The following is a 22,358-nucleotide window of genomic DNA, read 5'->3' on the forward strand; positions in this document are numbered from 1 at the left end:
CTCAAACCCCCGTTAAATCGTAGTCAGTAACCCAGGCAAGACGACTTTGCACAGTGGGTTGCTGGAAGGATTGGGGGAGGATGCACAGGGGTTGCTCATCGAATTTTGGCAGAAATGGAGAACGCAACTCGATACTGTAGAACCACGAATCGTTGATCAGCTGTAGTCCCAAAACAGTGCGAACCTTGACGGCATCAGCAGCAAGGCGGAATTTGACCAACTCGCCCACCATAAAAGTGGGTTTGGGAAGACGTACAGCCTGAAGTTGACCAGAAGCAACAATTTCGACTCCTGAGACCAATATAATTTGGCTGTCCAAAGCAATAGAATAGCACCAGCCGTCGGATGACCATTCGACCCCGCAGCAGTAACCGAAAGCTTTGGTTTTGGGCAGATAAACCCTTTCCAGCAGGCTGATGACCAACGGCAGGATATTTTTACCCCAGGGTGGTGAGATGTACCAGCAGGATTCTAGGGTGTTAATTTGATAACTCACGAAACGACCTCCTGATGAAGCATGAGACTGCACAAATAATGAATGCGTTTCCAAGGAACAGCTGCTTGTCGTGGGGAACAACTCAACCCGAAAGCACGACGAGCATCAAAGTTACCAGGAATTTTTTTAGCTACCCCAATGGAAACCCCATGAGCCACCGCAAGAACTCCGGGTTGATAGCTTCGGATTTCGTGAGAGAGCCGTACTTCCGCAATGTGATTTCCAATTTGGTCTGCCCAGGAGGTCGGCTGTTGACCGTGGAATAAGCCATTGGGGTAGGTAATAATAAAGACCCGTTCCCTTTCAAGCGGCAAGCCAAGGCAGTATGCGGGTATAGTTTCCCATTCGCATATATACCCGATTTGGGAAAGGTCTTTGAGGATAGTTGCCATTCCTAAGCGCGAGTAGCCCTGTGGGATTTTCGATGAGAGCGATCGCTGGTCTGTTGGAGTCGATAATCCTGAACTGTTCAGCCCAGAGTGCGGATCTGGGGTCATCAAGTCCTTGGCGGTTGCCGGAGTTACTTGTGCCACTGCAAGGGAATCCCCCGCACACGATATCGAACTGTCCCCGGTGGCAGAAGTAGGTGGTAATGTCCGGGTGGATTGGGATTTGGGGCTGTTCATGGCGTAGTTGTGATTGGGAGTGTAGCGAAATTTCGACAAATTGCCTAACTTGGAACTTGTGGGACAAACCCGCCGCAGAGATACCGTGATGGCAGAGTCCGCCTATGCCGGAGAATAAGGAGAGGACTGATTTCATGCAACTGCCTCCAAGCCGTATTCAGATAAATCAACTTCGACATTAAACAACCCTTGTTTGCCAATAACACTGATGGGTGGAACAATAGGTCGAATATTGTCCAACTGCCAAGCGAAGCGTCCAGGCTTCCAATCACCAGTATCAATTTCGGTTTCGGGTTGTTGGTTGATGAATTGTGGAGTCATTTTGATGCAGGCGGTGAGGTCAACAAGTGTAACGGCGCACCCAAAAGGTAAGTCCTGCCATTCCAGGTAGTTATCAGTTTGAGTAAGTAGTTGTTGATATTTGTTGATTAAATAGTTGTGAGTTAATTTTTGGGAAGTGCTAACTTTTTTTGCTGCACAGATTAGCAACTGGCCTCTGTAACTGGTGTGCCAAGAGCGAGTTTCGTACTTCTTCAGTCCCATAGGGATAAATGTTGCCCAAGGCTGATGAAGGCTAATGGCTTTGATGATTGTGGTAGTCATGAGTTGTGAATCTTGTGGGGGGATTGTTTGAATGAGACATAAATTAAAACTCAATTTCTTGTGATTGTGATTGTGATTGTGATTGTGATTCTTCCGCGAGCCATTGATGAGCGATCGCCTTGACATCAATCGGAGAAACTGGAGGTTGATAGCTAGTGATGTCATCAAAAATGCCTTGAGGGGAGTGCCAATTGGATTTGGTTTTCATAGCAAATTTGAACTTAGCTAAAACTTGTTGTTTAGTCTCTTCATCCATTGCTAAGAAAAAATTTAAGCGTCGTTCATCAATCTGCCAAGCATACCGAGCAAACATACCAGCATAAATTTCTTGCGTAGGGATTACTTCACCTTGAGCCAGCAGATTAATTTTTTCGAGTACACGACGAACTGACGGTGGTTTTTGAGTCGGGTCGATAGGCTCTCTTTTTACTGGGAAATTTACAACATTTGCCTGACTTGACTCATTAGAGCTTGTTGGCGCAGGGGGAAGAAATCTTACACCAGTTGGCGAATCACAGTAAACACTGACAAACTTCTTCTCCAGCTTGTCTAATTTCCAGTCATTAGCCAGAGCAATAGCTTCTATGCCACCAACGTAAGCAAGGGTAGCATGGCCTTGTGGAGTCAAAGATTGAAGAATTTGTTTTTGATATTCTTCGTTACCAGTTTTGGCCGCAGCGATAACTATCTGCCAGTCAGCGATCGCCCTGACTTCTTTACTGGCGAAAGCAAACTCAACTAGTCGTTTAGCATTGGGGAAGAAATCAAGACTGAGGATTGCTTGTTTGACAGCTATTGTGAATGATTCATCGTCCAGGTGTTCGTTGAGGTATTCTGACCAAATAGCGATCGCGCTCTTGCATAACTCACGGTTGAAGTGTGTTTGCAGTAAAGCGATACCTTTGTCAAATTTCTCTTGAGTAATCATAGTTTTTTCTCCAAGGGTGTAAGGGTCAAGAAATTCCACTTCCCACCTGTCTCAAAGCTCGAATTTTGTACTAGCAGCTTGCCGGATGCGATCTAACTCTTGTTGGTGATTGACCGCAGCCGCAACATTTACCGTAGTTTTGCTTTGACGCTGCTGCTGCCACTCAGTCACCCAACCCACCAATTTCTGCCAACACCGAGGGTCACGTTCGCATTTGTTGATCACGCTAAAACCCAGTGAGATCGTTGGTTGTTGCCCTCGCTTGCAGTTCTCTCCCGCGACGTAAACCGCAAACTCGACGGAGACATCATTACCGCCTGTGAGGATGAATCCGCTTTTACGGTAAGTTTTGACATACTGCCCAATTTCTTGCTTTGCCCAGTCCCGTAATTCCCACTGTTTAAGCGGTATTCCATCAGCGTCAAGTTGTTGGTAACGACGGAGTGTAAGAACTTCACGATTCTCCGGCTCAGTAGTGTCCTGAGTGGAAGCAAGAGTTAAATTCATTTGTTCGAGATTATCGAACGACCCCGCCACGATTGAACCAAATGCAGGATCTGATTTTTGTTGCAAAGATTCGGGTTGATTTGGTAACAAAGAGTGAATTTTTGGGGCTGGTTGATCTGGTTTCTCAAGTTGAAAGTCCAGGGCGAGTTGGTTTAGTTTTTCAACTTGAAGGGCTGGGGTGAGTTGGTCTAGTTTTTCAACTTGAGAGACTGGGGTTGATTGGTCTAGTTGCTCAACTTGAGAGACTGGGGTTGGTTGGTCTAGTTTTTCAGCTTGAGAGACTGGAGTGGGTTGGTCTAGTTGCTCAACTTGAGAGACTGGGGTTGGTTGGTCTAGTAATTCTGTTCCTTCAGAAATTTCTTCACGAAGTGATGAATCGAGTGTGAGGAAGTGTGTTTCTTCTCTCTTTTTGTTTTCTTTTATTTGGTTTTCTTTATATTGTTTTTCTTTTAGTGGGGTTGATTCACCGCCCCTGGTTCGACCACCTCTGGTCTGACCGCCTCCGGTTTCACCATCTCCGGTCTGACCACCTCCGGTTTTGACCCCCCTGGTTAAGCAATTCGCAATTTCCAGTTCGCAATTCGCAATTGCTTTTAACTGCGAATTGTGAATTGCGAATTGCGAATTGTTTTGGTCACTTGTCAATTCCTTTGTTGGTAAGCTTTGGCGAAAAGCGATCGCATCATCACAGTCTTTAAAAATGTGATATTCACAATCAAATAAGCCTCCACAAGTGCGGATTTTGCGTCTAACTAAATAATTGTAATGTTCGGCATTTTTGAGAATCTTACGTAACTTATCCCGACCATAACCTAAAGCAGTCTGAATGTTATTAAAGTTAATCTCAAAACCTTCATCATGTGATGTCATCCAGCAAATAAGGCGGAATGTGCTGTCATCTATTTCGCTATTACGAATCAATGAATTAGAAATTGGAGTATAATTCTTTTTAAGAGATTTACCCGCTACAACCTTGCTCATAAAAACCTCCGGCAATGCTTCTGTAGCTAATATTCTTGTTTAAACTCACCAAAACCACATCTTTCATTTTCAATTCCCCAACTGTTGAATGCAGCCTGGGGAATTTGTTTTTAGAAGTAATTTGTACTTACTTCCCCGTGAGCAATCGCGCCAACAATACCCTCTGCTTGTTGAAGAGGAATCGCTTGTTCAGGGTTCTTGTAGAAGCCGATAATTTGAGATTTGGGACGAATGACAAGCCGTTGGGAAGTCGTGCGCTTGTCCCATACAAAACAAGAGATAGTAATGTTATCGGTAGCCCAATGACTACCAGTTTTGTCCTTGCGAAAGCAGAACCGGGGCAGGGTTAATACAAGTGATGGTGGGTGTTGCTGCAAGAAATCAGCTCGGTCGTCACAAGGTTCTAAAAAGCTGGTGAGTAAGAAAGCCACAACACCCACACTCGCCTTTTTGAAAGCATTCTTGATAATTGGTGCAGCATATTGAGCATAGGGGGGATTGGTGCAAATCCAATCGCAAGCAGGAAACTCATTCCAGGCTTTGGGCTGTGTTGCATCGTAGTGATAATCAGCATCTTTGTTCGGATCGATGTCGTTCGTCCAGATGGATTTTGTGTATGGCCACACTCGGAGTAAAGAAGCGATCGCACCATGTCCCACACAAGGCTCACCAATCACACCAGATAATCTAACGTGACGCAGTAGTTCAGTTGTGAACCAGGATGGAGATTCGTAGAAGTTCAGGGGATGTTTATTGATCTTATGTTCTGGTTCTATTAGTTTTGTTTGAATGATACTCATTAAATTTCCTCTGATTGCTTAACAATCTGTGCGCTGATTGATTCAAAATCGACTTGGAAGAGATTTAAATCAGTTTGCATTGCTCCAGAATTGTAACGGTCAACAATGTGCTGTTTGATTGCATCTTTTGATAGCCCATCAGGAATATTAATATGAGCTTCACTGTGAATTTTTTCGATTACTTGAACGATGACTTTCATGTAAACATCCTTGAAATTAATCTATTTTTTCGAGGTTACTATCTCGAAACTCTCCAATGTATTGAGTTACAGCATCTCCGTGACAACCTTTTTGAGTTACTGGAGAATCAAGTTCGACTTGCACCCATGTACAATCCATCTCCCACTCGTATTCACAGCCAATAACTGAACCATCTCCTACTGGCGTTTTTACTCGGTCATTTTTATTAAATTTGGACATTGTTTTTACCTCTTTTTTTGACTACTAATAACTGATGACCATTGACCATTAAGCAGTAACCACAGGCTTTCTATTGAAAGCCCCAGCAAGCTTGAGTACCTCCGCCGGGTTCGGATCTGCGAAAAATTCTTCAATAGCCTTGGTCAAACCCTCAGCCACCGCTTTTTCATGGCAAGCGTAAACGTAGACTGATTGTTGAGTGCCGTTAACCAGTCGCGTTTCCTGGCGTGAGCCTAAGTCTGGGTAAAATGTGCGTACCCAAGTACCCAGATGCCCCCGATAGTGAGAGCCACTGGTGGGGACATGACGACCTAGTTCGTTCTCCGCAAAATTCACCACACCCAGCCACTTCTCTTGTGTGCCAGTGAGCGTTTTTCGGTTGTGTTCCGCCAGAAGATTAGCGGCGAAGTCCTTAAAATGTTGCTCGATGTAGGGGTTGAGTCTGCCACCTGTTAAATCCGCAAGAGTCTTCATGGACTGGACAAGAGTGTGCAGACGTTGTTCTGGTGGGGGAAGGGCTGGTGTGGGGGGTTGGGGTGTGATGGTTGGTACAGCTGCAACCAAGTCTAAAATGATGGTGCGGACTTGGGCAGCGATTTCAGACTGTTGTAAAAGCATTGCAATTCTCAAAGCACCCAAAGGACTAAAAATTCTTGCTTTTGGGGTTCTGGAACTTAGACAGAAGGTCTGTCTAACATCCCGTAAGTCCTTGCCAGTAAGGGTTTTAGTTTCTGAGTCTCGAAATTCTGCACTATTGACTCTGTAAACTTCTTTAACTGCTGACTCTGTGACATCAAAATATTCAGCGATTTGTGCAGTAGTAGCCCAACCAGCACCAGCCCAAACAGCAAAGATAATTGCCTTAGCTTTAGCCAGAATTTCTAAGGCTCTGTCATCAGAAAAATTGGTGATAGCTGAAGTCCTCAGTGTTTTTGACTCTAGCAACACTGATGGATTTAAAGGTAAACTCATATCTGTTCCTTTTAGATGGGACGGGCGATCGCTAACTTTGGACGGTGGGCGATCGCTTTTAATTATTTGCCGTTAAAAACATAACTACATTTCAATCCCTAATTCTGCTCCTAGTGCTTTCTCGATGCTTCGTAATGTTTCAATAGGTAATTCCTGAATTTTTTCATTTTCAATCCTGTTCCAATGGGGAGTGCTAATACCTGCCTCTGCTGCCAATTCCGTTAAGGATTTAGGAGAAGCCTTTCTAAGAGCTTTAATTTTTTCTCCCAAACCAGGAATTTCTTTGCTAAACGTAACCCGCATTAACGTTAATTCCACATGCACTACTCCTTAAGTATCTTTGGCGGGGTTGTTTTTCTCATGTTTTTAGTATTGCATATCATGTATTACTTGACAAGTATTACTTTCAGTGATATATTTTATATATAAAGGAGGAAACAAGCACCAGCCTCTCAGAAAAATAAAGCGGTGCTTACGCAATCTGAACCATGACAGCATAATCCAGAGTGACCGCTTGATGAGTAACTGAGGCACTGGCGCAACCAGAGAAGGTGAGGGGTACACAGCCGGGAAATGGATTTGCATGAATAAAAAAATTACCAACAAGACGACTGGCATCTGAAGCTGTATCTGTCGCCTGGCTATTGTGCCTCTTGTTTGGTGATGCTCCGTCCACTGGCTAGGGGCAATAAATACGGCTTCGCCAAACTTCTGTGAGGTGCGCTGTGGTTTACCACAGCGTTCTCCCAACGCCTTCAATCCACGAATCAAAGACAGCAAAGCTGTATGGGAATTGAGAGAAAGCAACGATGCCCAAAAACAAAAGCGATCGCTAGCCCTGAGAAAGTTTGCGATCGCCTTTTTACCTTATTATCAAAGGACTTCTATTATGACTTACACAGCACAAACAAAGCAACCCGTTAACGAACAAGTTCTAGCTACAGAAGAACTGAGAACAGTAGAAATTTCGTTCTTTGACCACGAGATTTACTGCGGGGACAAATTGATAGCCAGCATCAGCTACGACGACGGTGATTTTGTGACGCAACCGTGGGTAGTGATGGTGAATGGTGAAGAAATCCACAGAGCCAACACCTATGCGAAGTGCCACACCTACATCAGAACGCACTACAAACGTGGGACTTTGCCAGTACAGCAGCCCGAAACCCCAGCCGCTACAACGGGGAACGAAATCATGGCTCAGATTGCGGTCGGGTGCGAACAGTTGGGTTTAGAATTGCGGGACGATGGCATATATCGCAACGATAAAAGACTCGTTGAATTTGTGTATAAGAATGGCGTTTGCTGGTATGTAAGAGCTTCTTTAGAACCGTTACAAATAGCTTCTGAATTGCTGTTTGAGGATTGTTCTGGCGAGGAACTTTTGGATATGCCATTCGAGTTATTAACACCTGAACAGTGGGAGAAGGTGCGAGATTTTGAGGCAGTTGAGGAATTAGTAGCGGTCTAGTCAGAAAAAAGGCGATTGCATTCAAGAGTTGCGATCGCCCCACTCCAAAAATCCTGGTGTAAATTATGACACAAACCACCATAGACAAATCGAGTGCAATTCTGCTACCTCCAACAGAATTGCAGATTTCGGGATATAGGCTGGTGTTGGTTTCCTCCAAGACATCGCCCAAGACATGGCGATGCTACAAAGGAATTTCGATGCTGGGATTGTTGTTTGAGCATCCCACGCACTGGTCGAATGCAGTAGACCGGATTAGGTACAGCGAACCATTGGAGGCTGCTGTGGGGTTGGAGGATTTTATGCGCGTAGCGGGGATTGTGAGGGGGCAGCCGCAGGAATCGGAGGAAGGGATTATTGCAGCGTAAAATACAGGTGGGGGCTGCAAAATCAATAAAATGGTGGGTAGCTCACCAGATAAAAAATGTTTACCCCTGAAAGGAAGTAGGCCATGTTTCAACCTTTAGTTGAGCCAATAACCTTTGAAGAGTTTCTGGAATGGAAACCAGAAAATGGTCGATATGAACTGCACAAAGGAGTGATAGTCGAAATGCAACCAACAGGGGATCATGAATTAGTCAGAGGATTTTTGATTAGCGAAATCAACTTTGAAATTCGGAGATTAAAACTTGCATATTCGATACCTTCTCAAGCTTTAGTGAAAGCAGTAGACAAAAAATCTGGTTATATTCCCGATGTGTTGGTATTAAATGTGCCTAACTTAATTAATGAAGCATTGTGGAAGAAATCATCAACAGTTTCTCAAGCGGAATCAATACCATTAATCATAGAAGTAGTCAGCACAAATTGGCGTGATGATTACTTCCTAAAATTTGGGGAATATGAAGAAATGAGGATTCCAGAATATTGGATTGTTGATTATGCAGCTCTTGGTGGCAAGCGTTTTATTGGCAGTCCTAAACAACCAACAATATCAATTTATGTTTTAGTTGAGGGAGAATATCAGCTAACTCAGTTTAGAGGAAATGACCAAATTAAATCACAGACTTTCCCAGAATTAAGTTTGACTGCTAATCAAATTTTTGAAGCTGCTTTGGGAGAGTATTAATCAACAATAATTAACCCAAGATGACCAGGAGCTAATTATGAATTTAACCCAAGCATACCAGGAAGCTAGAGCGCAAGCTTTACAAGAAGGACAACGCCAAGTAGTAGAAAATTTGTTGAGATTCAGATTTGGGGAAGTAGATGAAGAACTATCAAAAGTAGTCGATAGTTTACTAGAGTTATCGGCAGAAGAATTTACGCCCATGTGTCTAGAATTATCGCGTGAAGAACTGTTAGCCAGATTTTCGCATTAAACGTAAGAATACAGGAGTCAGGATACAGGAGTCAGAATAATTCAAATTCTGATTTTCATCGCTAATATTTCTAAAACACTATTAATTCTGACTTCTGAGTGCTGAATACTTAGCATTAAACCACCACACATCAAAAATGCAAGCGGTTTGTTAACAGCAGACCATTGGTGACAAGTTAAGGCTGTAAATCTTTTGTCAAGAGGCTTTGAGAGAATTGTTGAAGAAAAACTGGTCAGACCCTCGTTGAAGATCAGGGAAAGGAGCGACAATTAACTTAATGTTTGGTTTTCGCTTCTGTTTGATAATCCCTAAATCTCGATTTTGAGGGTCAGCAAAATACTTAACAGGGTCTGTTGCCTTACCTTTTTGATGAGCCATCGTAAAATGATAAAGACCACGATAAATCATTTCTAATGAAATCTCATCAAAAGGCAGAGAAAGTTCGTCAGCTACAGCATCACCTAAATCTACTAAAACCGCATAAAATAACCAAGTTGCCCAAATCTGCAACTTAATCCCATTAATTGAACCCGTCCATAAATAACTTAGCCCTAAGAGTCTTTTGACAGTATTAAAAGCATCTTCAATGCGCCAACGTCGTCGATATAAATCGGCTACAACATAAGGGGGTAAAACATTAGGATCTAGAACGCTTGTTAAATAAGAATGCCATGTTTTTCCAGAACGCACTTCAATTAACCGTAAGGTAATAAATGGGGTCTTATTTGTGCCAGAACCCAGACGTATCTTTCTGTCCCTGAGTCCATAGCTATCTGTAAATACCTGTTCTATCTTGATTGCTGCTCCTTTTTTTATTCTCGTAATAAAGTCAACTTTTTTCTCGATTAACTGATGCCAAAACTTAAAGTGATAAAAACCTCTATCTAATAAGAGTAAAGTTCTTGTTGTAACTAAATTTAGGATATTTTCTTCCGATTTAGTGTCAGATGCCTTGGGATTTTCTTCAAACCAAATTTCTACAGGTAATCTGGTCATTAAATCAATGACTGTACTCATTTTTCCTGCTAATTGCCCTCTTTGAGCCGACTCTAAGCTTTGTAATTTTCTAAACAATGCCTCCAGTGTTGACCCGTCTACTATCCAAATTTTCTCGAATTTTGATAATGTAAACTGAATACTTTCTGGCAACGGTCGTTTATTTCTACTATGCCAAGCTGTTCTTAAACTAGGCAGTAAATCTTTAAATACTTTTTCAAATAATTCTGATGGAAATGTCAAAAATCTCTGTGATACAGCTTGTTGACTAACTTTTGTAGGATTACACCACAGAAAACCGTCTCTAGCTAACATTCTTGTCAGTTCTCTGACTCCGGCTATGTCTCGCCATAACAAGGTTAGTACCGCAGCCATCATCAATGGTAAATTCAGTATCCGTTCTCTGAGTCCTAGTTTTCGGTAGTAATTTTCTTGATTTGTAATCGCTGGGGTCAATAATTTTTCCAGTTGCTCTGCAATTACTTCGTCTTCCACCATTGGTCTGTGTTTCTTTTTGGCGTGGTCTCTATTGGTTTTTTTGCTGGTGGTCATGACTGGACTCAATCGCTCAATTACTTGTCTAGACTGAGTTTCCCATGCTTTTGACCACTACAAATACCACCCTTGACAATTTTCCCTTTTCCTTAACTTGTCACCAATGGCTAGAGCCGGAGAAACAGCTAGAAGTTTGGCAGCAGGCAGTAGAACTTGCTGGCGGTAAAGTGCCGACTGGTAGGATTGTGAAAGATGTTGTGCAAAGGATAATCGAGCGCACCCAAATACCCAACAGCTACCAGATTGGGGAGGTATGCCAAATCTTAGCCAAGGACAATCCCGAACTCAGAGGTAAAGGTGGCTGTTGGTGCATAGTAGTTGCTGTCCATGACTTCAGTTGTACCGTGAGGCTTTGGAATGGCGAATGTACTGTTGGTATACAGCATCTAAAGTCTTACAACTATCTGCCTGCTGAGTGTGAGCAGATGCAGGTGATCTGCGATCGCATCAATCGGGTGTATTCTACTGAACTGGAGGAGTCGGTGCAGAAGTTTTTGGAGTCGTTGGGGAAGCTGAAGCGGGTTTATTTGACGGGGTTGGAGGAGAAAGTGCTGGGTGTGATAGAAAGAGAATACGGTGTTGTGGGTTAAACTCCAGAAAACACTCGACAATATAAAGATACTCATCATATGATTAGGGAATCAGCTTGATTTTTGGCAAACCTATAGTGAGGTCAAAAACCCTGGGGGTTTGCCAAAAACGCCAGAACCATGACAACATAATAATTACAGCGTTTCTATAATTAGGGAAGTTGCAAATTACTTGCAATAATGACGGCTGAAATCGACCTGATTTTGAGGTTTGTCAAAATGCTTCCCAGGAAGCCTGCTCCGTAACAGTTTCAGCACCGGGCGGTTTCCAAAGCCTATTACCCCGCAAGGGGACTGAAACAATGTATTATTTTCATCAACTGAATAAGTATTATTTGTTTCCAAAGCCTATTACCCCGCAAGGGGACTGAAACATGTCTTTAACGTTTATCTTTAAAATTCTTGCACAAGGTTTCCAAAGCCTATTACCCCGCAAGGGGACTGAAACATATAAATCTAATATCAGGATGTAATCCCTGTTTTTGGTTTCCAAAGCCTATTACCCCGCAAGGGGACTGAAACGCTGCATCTAATCTTTCTATAGCCAAATCTAGTTCGTTTCCAAAGCCTATTACCCCGCAAGGGGACTGAAACAGACTACACAAGTAGAACTAACAACTGAATGGTTGGTTTCCAAAGCCTATTACCCCGCAAGGGGACTGAAACAGTTGTCAGCCCTTCAATGTTCATGTTTCCTCTTTTGTTTCCAAAGCCTATTACCCCGCAAGGGGACTGAAACGCGAAAAAAGTATTTTACGTCAAAATTTTACAGGGTTTCCAAAGCCTATTACCCCGCAAGGGGACTGAAACAACCGACTAGTTTCCAAAGCCTATTACCCCGCAAGGGGACTGAAACAACAACTAAGCAAATTAGACGACAAAGAAGAAATTTGTGTTTCCAAAGCCTATTACCCCGCAAGGGGACTGAAACTCATTTGTTAATTCAATTGGTTGTTGCTGTGTTGTGTTTCCAAAGCCTATTACCCCGCAAGGGGACTGAAACATTCATACGTAAAATGTAACTGCCTAGCTAGTAGGATTTGAGGAAAGGAAAACAGAGACATTACCAAGTAACGCATCAGTAATAACTTCCAATAGATTAAGATGACGCTTAGATGCAGTGGAAAGAAAAGAACGAATATTGGCAAATGAAACCGCAAAATCGAAGGAGCGAAAACCACCGGAAATTTTCTGCTTACACTTCATCATCCGCAAGTCACGTTCTGCTTGATTATTAGTAAACGGAACATCCAGTTCTGTCAAAAACAGTAAAACATCATCAACATAATTTTTAAGCCGCAACAATAAGTTATGTCCAATTCGTCGTTTCACCCGACCCCGATTACCTTTGCGGTTTAAAGGTATTTGACAGAAGTGAAAATCAAGACCCCGTTTGATAATTCGCTCATAGAGTTGATTGATGCGAGCAATAATATTTTCAGGAATACCTTGAGGATAGCGATGTTTATAATTGCAGGCTAAGAGCAAAAGCTTTTTCATTGACTTAGCCCAAGATTCTTGCTCAATTTCCTCCAAGGCTTTGAGTTCACGCAGATGATGGGCGTTGCACAAGGCGTGATTGACACCAAGGAGTTGATAATATGGCTTCCAGTGGTCGTGGACTACTACACCCTTGATATCATCCAATACTTCAATGTCTTTGCGTTTAGGCGCAACTCGATACCATGTTTCTGTTTGGGTTGAAACTACGTGCAACCAATTGGTTTTACCACCAATCCTCAATCCCGTCTCGTCTAGATGTTTAACAGGCGATGCTTTGACCTCCGACGCAATCTCAATTACAACTGGTTCTATGATCTTGGCAAGTGTCTTTGTTGTATTTGCAATTGTCCCTGGTGTCATTTGACAACCAAATAAATCCAGCAGCACTTCACTCAATCTGTCTTCAGGAATAAAATGTTGGTGATTTAGATAAGCCGCAACTGCTCTAATTCTCGCTCCATATTGTACTGGTGCTGTTACAGATTCTGGAAAACTCCCTTGTAGGAGAATTTTACATTTTGGACATTCTTTGACTGCTACTCTATGTTCTGTGACTACGATTCTTGGGGCTGGTATATCAAATACTTGTCGCTTAATAATTTTTTTGACTCCTACAACCCCAATATCACATCCGCATCCTGGACATGAGCATGGTGTGGGATGTTCTACTATTTTCTCTGGCTTCAATACTTGTTCTAATGTCTGCCCTGGATGACCTATCTGTCCTCCTGATGGCCGCTTTCCTTTTTCTCTTAAACTTTTTATCCGTATTTTGCTTGACTTTTTGAGTCCGTCGCTGGCTGGTGGTTTTGAGCTTGTTTTGCTATCTAGTCCCAAACTCCTTTCTAGCTCTGCTATCCGTTCCCGCAGTGCTTTATTTTCTTGCTCCAGTCTCTCTATTTTTTGATCTTTTTCTTCTGGACTCATGTTTGAACACTACCATCTTTCTTCCCTCATGGGAATATCCCTGACTTTCCTACCTGGGCAGTTACCGTAAAATAAGAAAAAGGATAGAGGGAAAGTTTCCAAAGCCTATTACCCCGCAAGGGGACTGAAACTCAATCAGCGCATCCATGTCTGGCACTGATTTTACGTTTCCAAAGCCTATTACCCCGCAAGGGGACTGAAACAGGAATGCGATCGCACCTTTGGCGATTTACAAAAAGTTTCCACAGACCATTATCTTGGATGGAGATTAAAGTTTTAAGGCTGATATCAAAAGGTTAGGATGGGAGCAAATTGTTAAACGTCTGGATGAAGCTCTTGAATTACTCGTGAAAATTCTTCTGTTAAGAAGTCTGAACCATACTCACTATATATTTTCTGTAATTCTCGATAAAACCATAAAGTCCCCTCTTGACCAGCTTTGAACTGATTCCAAATGTTGCTTCCATGTTGTCGGTAGTCAGCAAGTAGCGACCTAGCATTGTGCAGCTTATCGGCTAACGACACTCGCCGCACAGAGGGTGAAGCATGACGCAGATTGTACAAATATTTTTTCTTGCGTTCTTCCCACTGGAGTTTAGACTAAAAGCGATATGAGAGAACGCAAACCAAAAGGAATTAGAGGTTAAAAATATTATCTTGTCAGCCTCAAAGCATCCCTGACTTTTAACAATTATTGTGTAGTATACCTGTCCAGAAAATAATACAATAATGATAATCATGAAAATGGTGGGAGAGAAACGAGCGACGCTCGTTTCTCTCCCACCCTCCCCTTATTCGATTATCATTATCAGATAATGAGCAAGAAAAAAGGGGTGTCTAATTGAATACAGCCCCCCTTTTGGCAGAAAGTGAGAAAAGAACTACCATTACTCACCTGCCAACATGAAAAATGCCAGACTTGAAGAGTTTCGTCAAGTAGCTTACAAATATTTAGGTAGAGCTAAAGATGCGACGTTTGAATTAACAGATGCCATATTGCTGACTCGCAATGTTTATTCCTTAGCAGATTTATCCTTATCACCAGTATTTAGACGCTTTTTTGCCAAGCATCTATGAAGCCTTACAAGATAGCAGACCACAAAGACAAAAATTGATGCAGCTATACATCAAACAGATCCCAGCAGAGGGACGACCATTGTTAGCAGGAGATCATACAAACTGGTCACGCCCAGATGCAGTAACGTTACAAGAGAGAACTTATGAACATAGTGGCACATCCATAGCTGGAAATAAACCGATTACCCTTGGTCAAGGATATAGCACAATTGCCTGGATACCTGAAAAATCAGGCAGTTGGGCATTACCCCTCAGACATGAGCGGATCACAAGTGGGGAAAGTCCCATCTCAAAAGCGATTTGGCAACTAAAACAGGTGTGTAAATATTTACCTGTTAGACCGATTTCAGTTTGGGATAGTGAATATGGATGCGCCCCTTTTGTCTTAAAAACTGCCAGTATTCCCGCAGATATTCTCGTTCGGTTGCGCTCAAATCTGTGTTTATGGGGTGAACCAGGAGCTTATTCCGGGATTGGCCGTCCCAAGAAGCATGGTGATAAATTTAAGCTCAATGAACCAATAACATGGAGTGAAGCCACATCTGTGTTGGAAATGAATGACCCAAAATTAGGGCGTGTGCGTGTTAGCTTGTGGAAAGATTTACACTTCCGTCAGGCTGCTACACGCCCAATGTTACTCCTGCGGGTTGAACGTCTCGACGCACAAGGCAATGAACGAGTATCCAAACCTTTATGGTTAGCTTGGGTAGGAGAAGAAATCCCACCACTAGAGGAAGTTTGGTGTCTTTACTTGCGTCGCTTTACCATTGACCATTGGTATCGCTTTTTAAAGCAACGTCTACATTGGACAGTGCCACAGTTGAGTACTCCCAAGCAAAGTGAAAGATGGAGCGATCTCATGCCTCTGATGACTTGGGAATTGTGGTTAGCCCGTGATATTGTAACTGACAATCCTCTACCTTGGCAGAAGTCTCAGGGTAATTTGACCCCTGGAAGAGTTGCTCAATCTATGGGTGGAGTTTTCGCGGTGATTGGTACTCCAGCCCTTCCACCCAAACCTCGCGGAAAGTCACCGGGTTGGGAAGCAGGAAAAAAGCGTCACCGTAAAAACCGATGCCCGATTGTTAAAAAAACTGTAACACGAACACGCAAAGAACCATCAATTGCAGTTTAATACTCAAGATTATTGATCATTTCACTAAGTCTCTGATTAACTCAGCCCTGCTGGGTCATTTTGCATAGCTTAGTCTAAACTCCAGTTCCCAAGGTGGTTTAGGATAAGCATCAGATTCAGTGCAACCATCAACTATTGCTACAACATTCTCACCGAAACGCTGACGGATTTCATCACGAGTGGATTGTCCACCCTGGTCTTCGACGGCATCATGCAAAAGACCAGCGATCGCTTCTTCTTCAGTGCCGCCGGCTTCTAGTACGAGTGCGGCGACACTCAGTAAGTGTGCTACGTGGATGTATAGCTAGGGACGAAAATCCTTCTAGTTCACCAATGGATCTGTATTTCCCTGACAAATCCAAGCTCCCCAGTAAAAGGGATGCTCTAATGGTGTGTCATCTTCTTGACAATCAATTTTACCATTTGCAGATAACTCTTTGACCGCTAAAAGTTCTTTTAGCACTTCTAGACCCAAAGCTGATTCACGCAATTGTTTAACCGTAATTTTACGTATATAATGTTGAGCAGAATGTAAAGCCTCAGACCGACCCATCCCATACTGCAAGTTATCAAAGAAACGCTCCATCAGTAGAGATGTCACTTTGTCAGGAACAGACCAGAGGCTCATCACTAGAGTTTTTGCACCCGCCACCGCAAAGGCGCGACGTAATCCAAACACACCTTCGCCAATTTTAATATCGCCTCTAGCAGTATCACAGGCAGAAAGAACCGTTAATTCATTCGCCGACAAATCTAAATTGGCAATATCTTGGGCGAACACAAAGCCTTTACCTGCGGCTAGTGGTAGTGTCCCGCCAGCTAGCCAAGTATTAGCACCCGCTAGAGCCAGCCCAGAACGCAACATAGGATTTTCCACCTTGGTTGTTCGCAGACGTTCCATACTTAATAGATTGCGTCTTTTCGTGACTGGTTGCGGCTCAAAATCGCTTTGGAATAAGCCATGAGTAGCAATTAGCATGATTCTGGGACAATTGCTATTCGTTAAGCGGGTTTCTAGTGCCTCTGCACCTAAGTATAATTTGGCATCAGGCAGTTTTTTCGCTACACTTTCCCCTAAAAATCTTGTCCCAGGCGCAGGGAGCAAACCTGTTTCTGTGAAATGATCATGTAGCTGAAAACTTCGGACATCGAGCCGAGCATTGTTTTCCCAATCCCCAGTCCCCAGTCCCCAATCCCCAGTCCCCGATAAATCAAAATCAGGATCGGCGATAATTAATGGTGCAGAGATAGAATCTGTCGGTAGCTGCACTTTGCTACGGAGAATTTCTCGCCCAACACCCAGATAACTGATGGTATACTCATCCATCAATAGACGTGAACCTGTGGCATCAATCGGCAATACCTGAAATGGTACTAAGTTTAAATTCCCATCGGGTGCAATAATCAGATGTTTGCCATCTTTAACTAAATCCCGGATGGGTTCAAACAGTGCTTGACTCAGTTCTATTGCGGGTGTGGGATTATATGATTTAACACGCAGCTTTGGTGCTTGGCTAGCTTTACCCCAAGCGAGTGTAGGCAGGGTATAATCAGATGCTTGTAAACGAAATGCCTGAATCAATCTGTCAATGTCTGTGGCTATACCTAAGTCTATCATCTGTACAGCATCTGCTTTCCCGGCTGTGAAGATGAATGCTAAATATCGCGCTGGATGCCATTGTGTCTCCCCCTGTGCTGGAATAGCCTGAAAATCGAAGACCTCGAAGCGGACAAACTCGACTAAAATAGAATTGAGTGGTAATGCTGCGGCGTAGACGCAAAGCGTCTTGTCGTCAGACATCGCCTGAAGGTCAAAAAGTTGTTCTGATAACTGAATTTCTGGAACTTGTGCCGCTACTTGTTTTTGTAAGTTGTTATGTCTACTTTGCAGTTGTCTCAAGTTTTCTTGGTTAGTAGCTAAATCATCGGTGTCAGGAATTGCAAAGGTGAGATGAATAATTTGATTGCTTAAATCACGCAGTTGATGGAATTTTTCTGTGAGTTGGGGGTAGCGACCATTATAGAATGCTGCGTTTTGAGCTGCTAGAGCCGATGCAGTCAAGCCTTTACGTTTGAGAACAAATAAGAATACTGTGAGTTTCGCGTCCTCTGAATCGGCCAGATGATTGCAGACTAGGGAAACAAATAAGTCAAAGTCGTTTCTAATTTTATCTAAAAAGGAGAGGCGATCGCTTTCCGAACTAAACGCAAATATATTGCGAATCATCAGATCATTAATTTTACTTGCTCTTACACGACATAACAAAGATTCCTCTGGACGATTAGTTGCAGCTAATAAAGTAGCCAGATTATTTAAACTAAACGCTACATCAGGATGTGACTCTCCTAATAAACGTTGTCGCATTGCTAAGGTTTCTAAATACTTCTGTTCGGCTTCTTGATAGCGTCCCAAAGAAAAATATAATTCCCCCAAATTATTCAAGCTAGTAGCAATTCCTATGTGTTCTTCACCTAATAATAATTTTCTTAACTGTAATGTTTGTAAATGCAGTTTTTCTGCTTCTTGATAACGCCCTAAAAAGTCATAAACCACAGCTAAATTATTCATACTACTAGCTACGTGTGGGTGTTCATTCCCAAACACGCTTTTCACAACTTCCAAGGCTTCTAATAGTAATGATTCTGATTGCTTATATTGAGTTAAATCATCATATAATACTGCTAAATTGTTGAGACTAGCTGCAACAGATGGGTGACGCTCCCCTAATAAGCGTTTTCTCATTCCTAAACATTCAAGATGCAATTGTTCTGATTCTGAATATCGTCCTTGTCTGCGGTAAAGTGCTGCTATTTGGTTTAAGGTATCAGCAATATCAGGATGCTCTGTGCCTAAGAGATTTTTTTGAATATCTAAAACTTTAAGATATTTTTGTTCTGCTTGCGAATACTTTCCCTGTTCTTCATAAAGTCCAGCTAGATTATTTAAAATCTTGGCAATTGACCGATGTTCTTCTCCTACCAATTTCTCCAACATTGGTAATGCTTCTAAATACTGTTTTTCTGCTTCTTGATAGCGTCCTTGGTATGTAAACACTACTCCTAGATTACTTAAACTTTCTGCAATATCAGGGTGTTCTTCAGGGAAGAAACGCTTTCTTAGAGAATAAGCTTCCTGATACTTTTGTTCAGCAGCTAAATATTTACCTTGAATTAGATAAACTTCTGATAAATTATCTAAACTATTAGCAACTTCAGGATGTTCATCACTTAGCAAGCGTTTGTTCATAGACAAAACTTCTAAAAACTTCTGCTCTGCTGCTATATAATTGCCCTGGTCTTGATAAACACCAGCGATATTACTTAAGATAGATGCTATATAGGGATGTTCAGTTCCTAGAATTTTTTGAAGAATTTCTAATGCTTTTGAAAAGTTGATTTCAGCTTCTTGGTAACGTCCTTGAGCATCATATACTTTGCCTAAATTATTCAGACTGCTAGCAATATCAAAATGCTCTTCTCCCAGCAATCGCATTTTCATCGCTAATGCTTCTAAGTGCATTTTTTCAGCATCAGCATAGCGTCCTCTTGAGATATAAAGAGTTCCTAGATTGGTTAAGGATTGAGCAATATCAGGATGTTCATTATCAAACAAACATCTTCGCATTGCTAAAGCTTCTAGATGCACTTGTTCAGCTTTGAAGTATAGTCCTTGCTCTCGATAAATTTCTGCTAGATTATTTAAGGTTGTAGCAATTTCAAAATCTTCGTCTCCATAACATACTTTCCACAATTCCAAAGCTTCTAAAAAAAGTGCTTCTGCTGCTGGATAGTTGCCTTGGGCATGATAAAGTGCTGCTAGATTATTTAAAGATTGAGCTACGTCAGGATGCTCTAAACCGAAGAGTTGTTTTCTAATATTTAAAGCTTGTAAGTATAAAGGTTGAGCTTTTGAGTAATGTCCTTGTATTCGATATAATTCTGCTAGATTATTCAAGCTATCGCAATATACTGAATGTTTGGTTAACTTCTGGGTTTCCCCTAATTTGACTGCTTGTTGAGCAACACTTATTGCTTGTTTGATGTTTCCCTGTCCGGCGAGTTGTACAACTTGTGCATTAAGTTGATTTAATTTTTCTATGAGTTTTTCCATCTGCTCTTTCCAGATGTTTATATGAGTTTTAGTTTTTAAGTATTCACTTATTTTATCTAGAATTATAGCGTTTCCTAATCTAGTGAGGTATTGACTACTTCACTAACAAAATTGGGCAACCCTCGGCGTGACTCTGCGCTTGACTCTGCGCCCCTCTGCGTTTAAAAGCATTTTTTCTATACCTCACTTAACTCGGAATCTATATATTCATCCCCGTGAGGGGTAAAGGAATTAAAACTCTAAAAGCAGAAAAACAAATGCTGGATTTAAGAAAAGGTTTCCATCCCCATGAGGGGTAAAGGAATTAAAACTGATTCCATCGTTCACTACCTTTCTCAGAAGAACGTGAGAGTTTCCATCCCCGTGAGGGGTAAAGGAATTAAAACACAAATTTAGGCCGGCCAGTCCTGGAGTTGAAGAAACGTTTCCATCCCCGTGAGGGGTAAAGGAATTAAAACCCCCAGACGAAGCCCGGGTGGTGGTTTTCGCATTTTTGTTTCCATCCCCGTGAGGGGTAAAGGAATTAAAACGATTAAAGGTACATCTTCTATACTTTGATGTGCTACGTTTCCATCCCCGTGAGGGGTAAAGGAATTAAAACTATGTAGCTCATCTGTACCTTATGGAACAAGAACAGGGTTTCCATCCCCGTGAGGGGTAAAGGAATTAAAACAAATCACTGATTTCATCTTGCAGCCCGTTGGTACTACTGTTTCCATCCCCGTGAGGGGTAAAGGAATTAAAACAAAAATCAGTGTAAAGGACAATCCGGTGTCTCAACGTGGTTTCCATCCCCGTGAGGGGTAAAGGAATTAAAACGAAAGAGGATGTTCTTTCAAATGGTGTCGTTTGGAATGTTTCCATCCCCGTGAGGGGTAAAGGAATTAAAACCTTCTGGGAGTTTGAACCAGTAGGCGCTCCAAGAAATTAGGTTTGTTTCCATCCCCGTGAGGGGTAAAGGAATTAAAACCCTACCTGTTGAGAAGCCTGATCAAGATTGGGTTTGAGATGGGTCAATCTGAGGGGGGTATTGTTTAGGCTAAATAATCGAGAAAATATTTCAATAAGCGGAACTTCAGCACACCTCAAACGCTTACTCAGCAAGGCATCTGAGGGGGTCAACGTAAGAATAAGGGTTTCAGCCGTTGTCTGACCCCCTCAGATGCTGATCATGCAACAAAAATTTATAATTTTGCCAAATGAATCAGAGTAAATGGAAATACTTGATCTAGATATTATTGAATTTTCATGGTTCAGTAATGCTTAAGAAAGAATTGTATGAAAACAAACTATCAAAGTCAATCTATTTCATAATTGTTAACGATCTAAATTGATGATTTTCAACCTAAGTAGGTGTTTTTGTTTATGTAGCTGTGACTTCAATTTGCATCAAGTTGTGATAAATTACACTTAATTACTGAGGAGTCACCATGTAGTGTGTATATAAAAGTTGACATTCTCCGCTTTCACCTACATATTCCAGTAACGCCGCCAGATGACTGGCTTGTAATTCCAAAGGCTCGTTATCTCCTGGTGGTAGCCAGTCTAATGTAGGTAGTTCCTTGGTGAAAACTGCGATAATTTCCTCCTTACCTGGTTCACCTTCAATGGGGAAAGATGTAATTGGCGAACCTTCTTGCGGTAAGGTTGTTTTACCAGTGTTCAAGTGCGCCTGGGGAGCAAAACACGAAGGACAAAAACACCATAGTTGTCCTGATGTATCTTTTTGCAACAGTATTAAATATCCAGAAGTTTCTAAATTGACTTCAAAACGAATATAACTGCCCACCCGCACTGATTTTTCGTAACGACTCGGTGCTTTCTTCCCCCAACCTAGTGTTTCTTCTTTGACTAAAACTAGTCCCATTTGTTCAGTAGGAGAACTCAATAATTGCAGTTGTTGCCAAAGGTTATCGAGGGGGGTGAGTTCTTCGGGTTCGGTTTCACCCAATACAGCGATATCTTTCCAGTCTAAGTCCAGAAAAACGCATATCTCTTGGAAATTGGTGCGATATATCGGTTTACCGTTGAGGAAGTTACTAACAGTTGTGTAACCTAATTTTACCTCTATCGCAAAATCTGTTTGGGTTAACCCTGTGGCTTTGAACGCTTTTCTTGCCAGTTTAATCCCTTCAGGTGATGCAACCAGACTCCGACTCATAATAAGTAATAAGTAAAAAGTAAAAAGGTAAAAGAATTTATATATAACTCATATACGAACTCATATATGAGAGTCAATAACCCATACATGAACTCATATATGACACTGCAACAATTAAATTCAAGGTGGTTACAAGTCTTAGAGGGTGTTTGAAAAATGGTTAGCCGTGATTTTAAG

The 22,358-nt window shown here is 42.1% G+C and carries 19 protein-coding genes, 3 pseudogenes and 2 CRISPR repeat arrays; of the genes and pseudogenes, 6 read left to right on the forward strand and 16 right to left on the reverse strand.

The annotated features are described in order from the left end of the window. Position 1: 1 nt before the first annotated feature. From L6494_RS27495 to L6494_RS27540, 10 genes and pseudogenes are all read right to left on the reverse strand, one after another. Complete coding sequence (locus L6494_RS27495; protein WP_237996873.1) at positions 2-496, reverse strand: DUF1392 family protein; 495 nt, start codon at positions 494-496, stop codon at positions 2-4. Next, a pseudogene (locus L6494_RS27500) lies at positions 493-1,258 on the reverse strand (DNA cytosine methyltransferase). The gene L6494_RS27495 and the pseudogene L6494_RS27500 overlap by 4 nt, the downstream one beginning before the upstream one ends. Continuing rightward, on the reverse strand, positions 1,255-1,725 hold the full coding sequence (locus L6494_RS27505) for an ASCH domain-containing protein (protein WP_237996884.1): 471 nt from the start codon (positions 1,723-1,725) through the stop codon (positions 1,255-1,257). The pseudogene L6494_RS27500 and the gene L6494_RS27505 overlap by 4 nt, the downstream one beginning before the upstream one ends. A 43-nt stretch (positions 1,726-1,768) precedes the next feature. Next, entirely contained in the window at positions 1,769-2,653 is an 885-nt protein-coding gene (locus L6494_RS27510; protein ID WP_237996886.1) for a hypothetical protein, read from the reverse strand. A gap of 51 nt (positions 2,654-2,704) precedes the next feature. Continuing rightward, on the reverse strand, positions 2,705-4,141 hold the full coding sequence (locus L6494_RS27515) for a hypothetical protein (RefSeq protein ID WP_237996888.1): 1,437 nt from the start codon (positions 4,139-4,141) through the stop codon (positions 2,705-2,707). 110 nt (positions 4,142-4,251) lie between these two features. Beyond that, positions 4,252-4,941, reverse strand: a complete 690-nt coding sequence (locus tag L6494_RS27520) for a hypothetical protein (protein ID WP_237996890.1) — start codon at positions 4,939-4,941, stop codon at positions 4,252-4,254. After that, positions 4,941-5,141, reverse strand: a complete 201-nt coding sequence (locus L6494_RS27525; protein WP_237996892.1) for a hypothetical protein — start codon at positions 5,139-5,141, stop codon at positions 4,941-4,943. Before L6494_RS27525 ends, L6494_RS27520 begins: the two co-directional genes overlap by 1 nt. Before the next feature lie 16 nt (positions 5,142-5,157). Continuing rightward, positions 5,158-5,361 (reverse strand): hypothetical protein, encoded by a 204-nt coding sequence (locus tag L6494_RS27530; RefSeq protein WP_237996894.1) that lies wholly within the window; start codon positions 5,359-5,361, stop codon positions 5,158-5,160. A gap of 48 nt (positions 5,362-5,409) precedes the next feature. After that, positions 5,410-6,333: a hypothetical protein gene (locus L6494_RS27535; protein WP_237996896.1), complete on the reverse strand. Its 924-nt coding sequence runs from the start codon at positions 6,331-6,333 to the stop codon at positions 5,410-5,412. An 84-nt stretch (positions 6,334-6,417) separates the two neighbouring features. Then, on the reverse strand, positions 6,418-6,651 hold the full coding sequence (locus tag L6494_RS27540; protein WP_237996898.1) for a helix-turn-helix domain-containing protein: 234 nt from the start codon (positions 6,649-6,651) through the stop codon (positions 6,418-6,420). Between the two features lie 400 nt (positions 6,652-7,051). Here L6494_RS27540 and L6494_RS27545 point away from each other — a divergent pair, with 400 nt between their 5' ends. From L6494_RS27545 to L6494_RS27560, 4 genes are all read left to right on the forward strand, one after another. After that, a complete protein-coding gene (locus L6494_RS27545; protein ID WP_237996899.1) occupies positions 7,052-7,804 on the forward strand; it encodes a hypothetical protein in 753 nt (250 codons plus the stop codon). 200 nt (positions 7,805-8,004) lie between these two features. Continuing rightward, positions 8,005-8,172: a hypothetical protein gene (locus tag L6494_RS27550; protein WP_237996901.1), complete on the forward strand. Its 168-nt coding sequence runs from the start codon at positions 8,005-8,007 to the stop codon at positions 8,170-8,172. Positions 8,173-8,255: 83 nt separating this feature from the next. After that, entirely contained in the window at positions 8,256-8,873 is a 618-nt protein-coding gene (locus tag L6494_RS27555; protein ID WP_237996903.1) for a Uma2 family endonuclease, read from the forward strand. Between the two features lie 37 nt (positions 8,874-8,910). Continuing rightward, positions 8,911-9,126 carry a hypothetical protein gene (locus L6494_RS27560; protein ID WP_237996905.1) on the forward strand — a complete coding sequence of 72 codons (216 nt, stop codon included), beginning with the start codon at positions 8,911-8,913 and terminating at the stop codon, positions 9,124-9,126. Between the two features lie 195 nt (positions 9,127-9,321). Here the strand turns inward: L6494_RS27560 and L6494_RS27565 are convergent, their stop codons facing one another. Then, complete coding sequence (locus L6494_RS27565) at positions 9,322-10,620, reverse strand: IS4 family transposase (RefSeq protein ID WP_237995764.1); 1,299 nt, start codon at positions 10,618-10,620, stop codon at positions 9,322-9,324. 98 nt (positions 10,621-10,718) lie between these two features. Here L6494_RS27565 and L6494_RS27570 point away from each other — a divergent pair, with 98 nt between their 5' ends. Beyond that, positions 10,719-11,267: a hypothetical protein gene (locus tag L6494_RS27570; RefSeq protein WP_237996907.1), complete on the forward strand. Its 549-nt coding sequence runs from the start codon at positions 10,719-10,721 to the stop codon at positions 11,265-11,267. A 264-nt stretch (positions 11,268-11,531) separates the two neighbouring features. Further along, a CRISPR array of direct repeats spans positions 11,532-12,270; the repeat unit is 37 nt; unit sequence GTTTCCAAAGCCTATTACCCCGCAAGGGGACTGAAAC. Positions 12,271-12,293: 23 nt separating this feature from the next. Here L6494_RS27570 and tnpC read toward each other — a convergent pair. Then, positions 12,294-13,697, reverse strand: coding sequence for an IS66 family transposase (gene tnpC, locus L6494_RS27575; protein ID WP_237996916.1), 1,404 nt, complete (start codon positions 13,695-13,697; stop codon positions 12,294-12,296). Between the two features lie 315 nt (positions 13,698-14,012). Continuing rightward, the gene (locus L6494_RS27580) at positions 14,013-14,261 is read right to left on the reverse strand and encodes a hypothetical protein (RefSeq protein WP_237996918.1); all 249 of its coding nucleotides are present in this window, start codon (positions 14,259-14,261) and stop codon (positions 14,013-14,015) included. Between the two features lie 339 nt (positions 14,262-14,600). Between L6494_RS27580 and L6494_RS27585 the strand changes: the two are divergent. Continuing rightward, a pseudogene (locus L6494_RS27585) lies at positions 14,601-15,909 on the forward strand (NF041680 family putative transposase). 85 nt (positions 15,910-15,994) lie between these two features. Here L6494_RS27585 and L6494_RS27590 read toward each other — a convergent pair. The 3 genes and pseudogenes from L6494_RS27590 to L6494_RS27600 all read right to left on the reverse strand — a co-directional run. Then, a pseudogene (locus tag L6494_RS27590) lies at positions 15,995-16,204 on the reverse strand (HD domain-containing protein); the annotation flags it as partial. 27 nt (positions 16,205-16,231) lie between these two features. Beyond that, positions 16,232-20,020 (reverse strand): CHAT domain-containing protein, encoded by a 3,789-nt coding sequence (locus tag L6494_RS27595; RefSeq protein ID WP_237996921.1) that lies wholly within the window; start codon positions 20,018-20,020, stop codon positions 16,232-16,234. A 203-nt stretch (positions 20,021-20,223) separates the two neighbouring features. Continuing rightward, positions 20,224-20,990: a CRISPR direct-repeat array (repeat unit 35 nt; unit sequence GTTTCCATCCCCGTGAGGGGTAAAGGAATTAAAAC). A gap of 444 nt (positions 20,991-21,434) precedes the next feature. Further along, positions 21,435-22,181 (reverse strand): DUF4384 domain-containing protein, encoded by a 747-nt coding sequence (locus L6494_RS27600; RefSeq protein ID WP_237996395.1) that lies wholly within the window; start codon positions 22,179-22,181, stop codon positions 21,435-21,437. Between the last annotated feature and the right edge of the window lie 177 nt (positions 22,182-22,358).

Origin of the sequence: Nostoc sp. UHCC 0870 (assembly GCF_022063185.1) — a bacterium.
In the GTDB taxonomy this organism is placed as follows: Bacteria; Cyanobacteriota; Cyanobacteriia; order Cyanobacteriales; family Nostocaceae; genus Trichormus.

Bases quoted from the DNA above. Each gene is read 5' to 3' on its own strand.
- L6494_RS27600 (WP_237996395.1), bottom strand. From the start codon at position 22,181: ATGAGTCGGAGTCTGGTTGCATCACCTGAAGGGATTAAACTGGCAAGA.
- tnpC (WP_237996916.1), bottom strand. From the start codon at position 13,697: ATGAGTCCAGAAGAAAAAGATCAAAAAATAGAGAGACTGGAGCAAGAA.
- L6494_RS27595 (WP_237996921.1), bottom strand. From the start codon at position 20,020: ATGGAAAAACTCATAGAAAAATTAAATCAACTTAATGCACAAGTTGTA.
- L6494_RS27555 (WP_237996903.1), top strand. From the start codon at position 8,256: ATGTTTCAACCTTTAGTTGAGCCAATAACCTTTGAAGAGTTTCTGGAA.
- L6494_RS27505 (WP_237996884.1), bottom strand. From the start codon at position 1,725: ATGACTACCACAATCATCAAAGCCATTAGCCTTCATCAGCCTTGGGCA.
- L6494_RS27570 (WP_237996907.1), top strand. From the start codon at position 10,719: ATGCTTTTGACCACTACAAATACCACCCTTGACAATTTTCCCTTTTCC.
- L6494_RS27525 (WP_237996892.1), bottom strand. From the start codon at position 5,141: ATGAAAGTCATCGTTCAAGTAATCGAAAAAATTCACAGTGAAGCTCAT.
- L6494_RS27520 (WP_237996890.1), bottom strand. From the start codon at position 4,941: ATGAGTATCATTCAAACAAAACTAATAGAACCAGAACATAAGATCAAT.
- L6494_RS27510 (WP_237996886.1), bottom strand. From the start codon at position 2,653: ATGATTACTCAAGAGAAATTTGACAAAGGTATCGCTTTACTGCAAACA.
- L6494_RS27515 (WP_237996888.1), bottom strand. From the start codon at position 4,141: ATGAGCAAGGTTGTAGCGGGTAAATCTCTTAAAAAGAATTATACTCCA.
- L6494_RS27560 (WP_237996905.1), top strand. From the start codon at position 8,911: ATGAATTTAACCCAAGCATACCAGGAAGCTAGAGCGCAAGCTTTACAA.
- L6494_RS27565 (WP_237995764.1), bottom strand. From the start codon at position 10,620: ATGGTGGAAGACGAAGTAATTGCAGAGCAACTGGAAAAATTATTGACC.
- L6494_RS27550 (WP_237996901.1), top strand. From the start codon at position 8,005: ATGCTGGGATTGTTGTTTGAGCATCCCACGCACTGGTCGAATGCAGTA.
- L6494_RS27535 (WP_237996896.1), bottom strand. From the start codon at position 6,333: ATGAGTTTACCTTTAAATCCATCAGTGTTGCTAGAGTCAAAAACACTG.
- L6494_RS27530 (WP_237996894.1), bottom strand. From the start codon at position 5,361: ATGTCCAAATTTAATAAAAATGACCGAGTAAAAACGCCAGTAGGAGAT.